This window comes from Thermococcus sp. M36 (assembly GCF_012027355.1).
Taxonomy (GTDB): Archaea; Methanobacteriota_B; Thermococci; order Thermococcales; family Thermococcaceae; genus Thermococcus.
On record NZ_SNUH01000365.1, the window covers coordinates 1 to 388 of the forward strand.

General features: G+C 34.5%; 1 protein-coding gene. It reads left to right on the forward strand.

The annotated features are described in order from the left end of the window. Positions 1-149 precede the first annotated feature (149 nt). On the forward strand, positions 150-388 hold a 239-nt coding region (locus E3E36_RS13130), incomplete at its 3' end, for a hypothetical protein (RefSeq protein WP_206203757.1).

Sequence of the window (388 nt, forward strand, 5' to 3'; positions counted from 1 at the left end):
ACCGAATGAAATGGCAGATTATTTCATTCACAGAAGAAATTATACAATATGGCTCGCAGAAAACACGGAAAACACAGAAAATATTCAGCGTTTTCCGTGTTTTCCGCGAGAAATAACTCACTTAAGAATGAAACGACTATCTGCCATTATTGCTTTTGGAATTTGCTGTTAAGGGATTGATATTTGTTGCAATGTACGTACTGCGTTTTATTTTTATTCTTGTAAAGTTTGCATTTAAACTGCCTGCTGTAAGAAAGCAGGCTGCCATAGATGCAACAACTTATCTGCATAGTGTTGAAGCAAGATTAAATGGCCAATTTGATGAGTTTACTTTTAAGAAAATTACCAAAAGTCACAGCCTTTACCTGCCTATTGTAAATAATAGTTT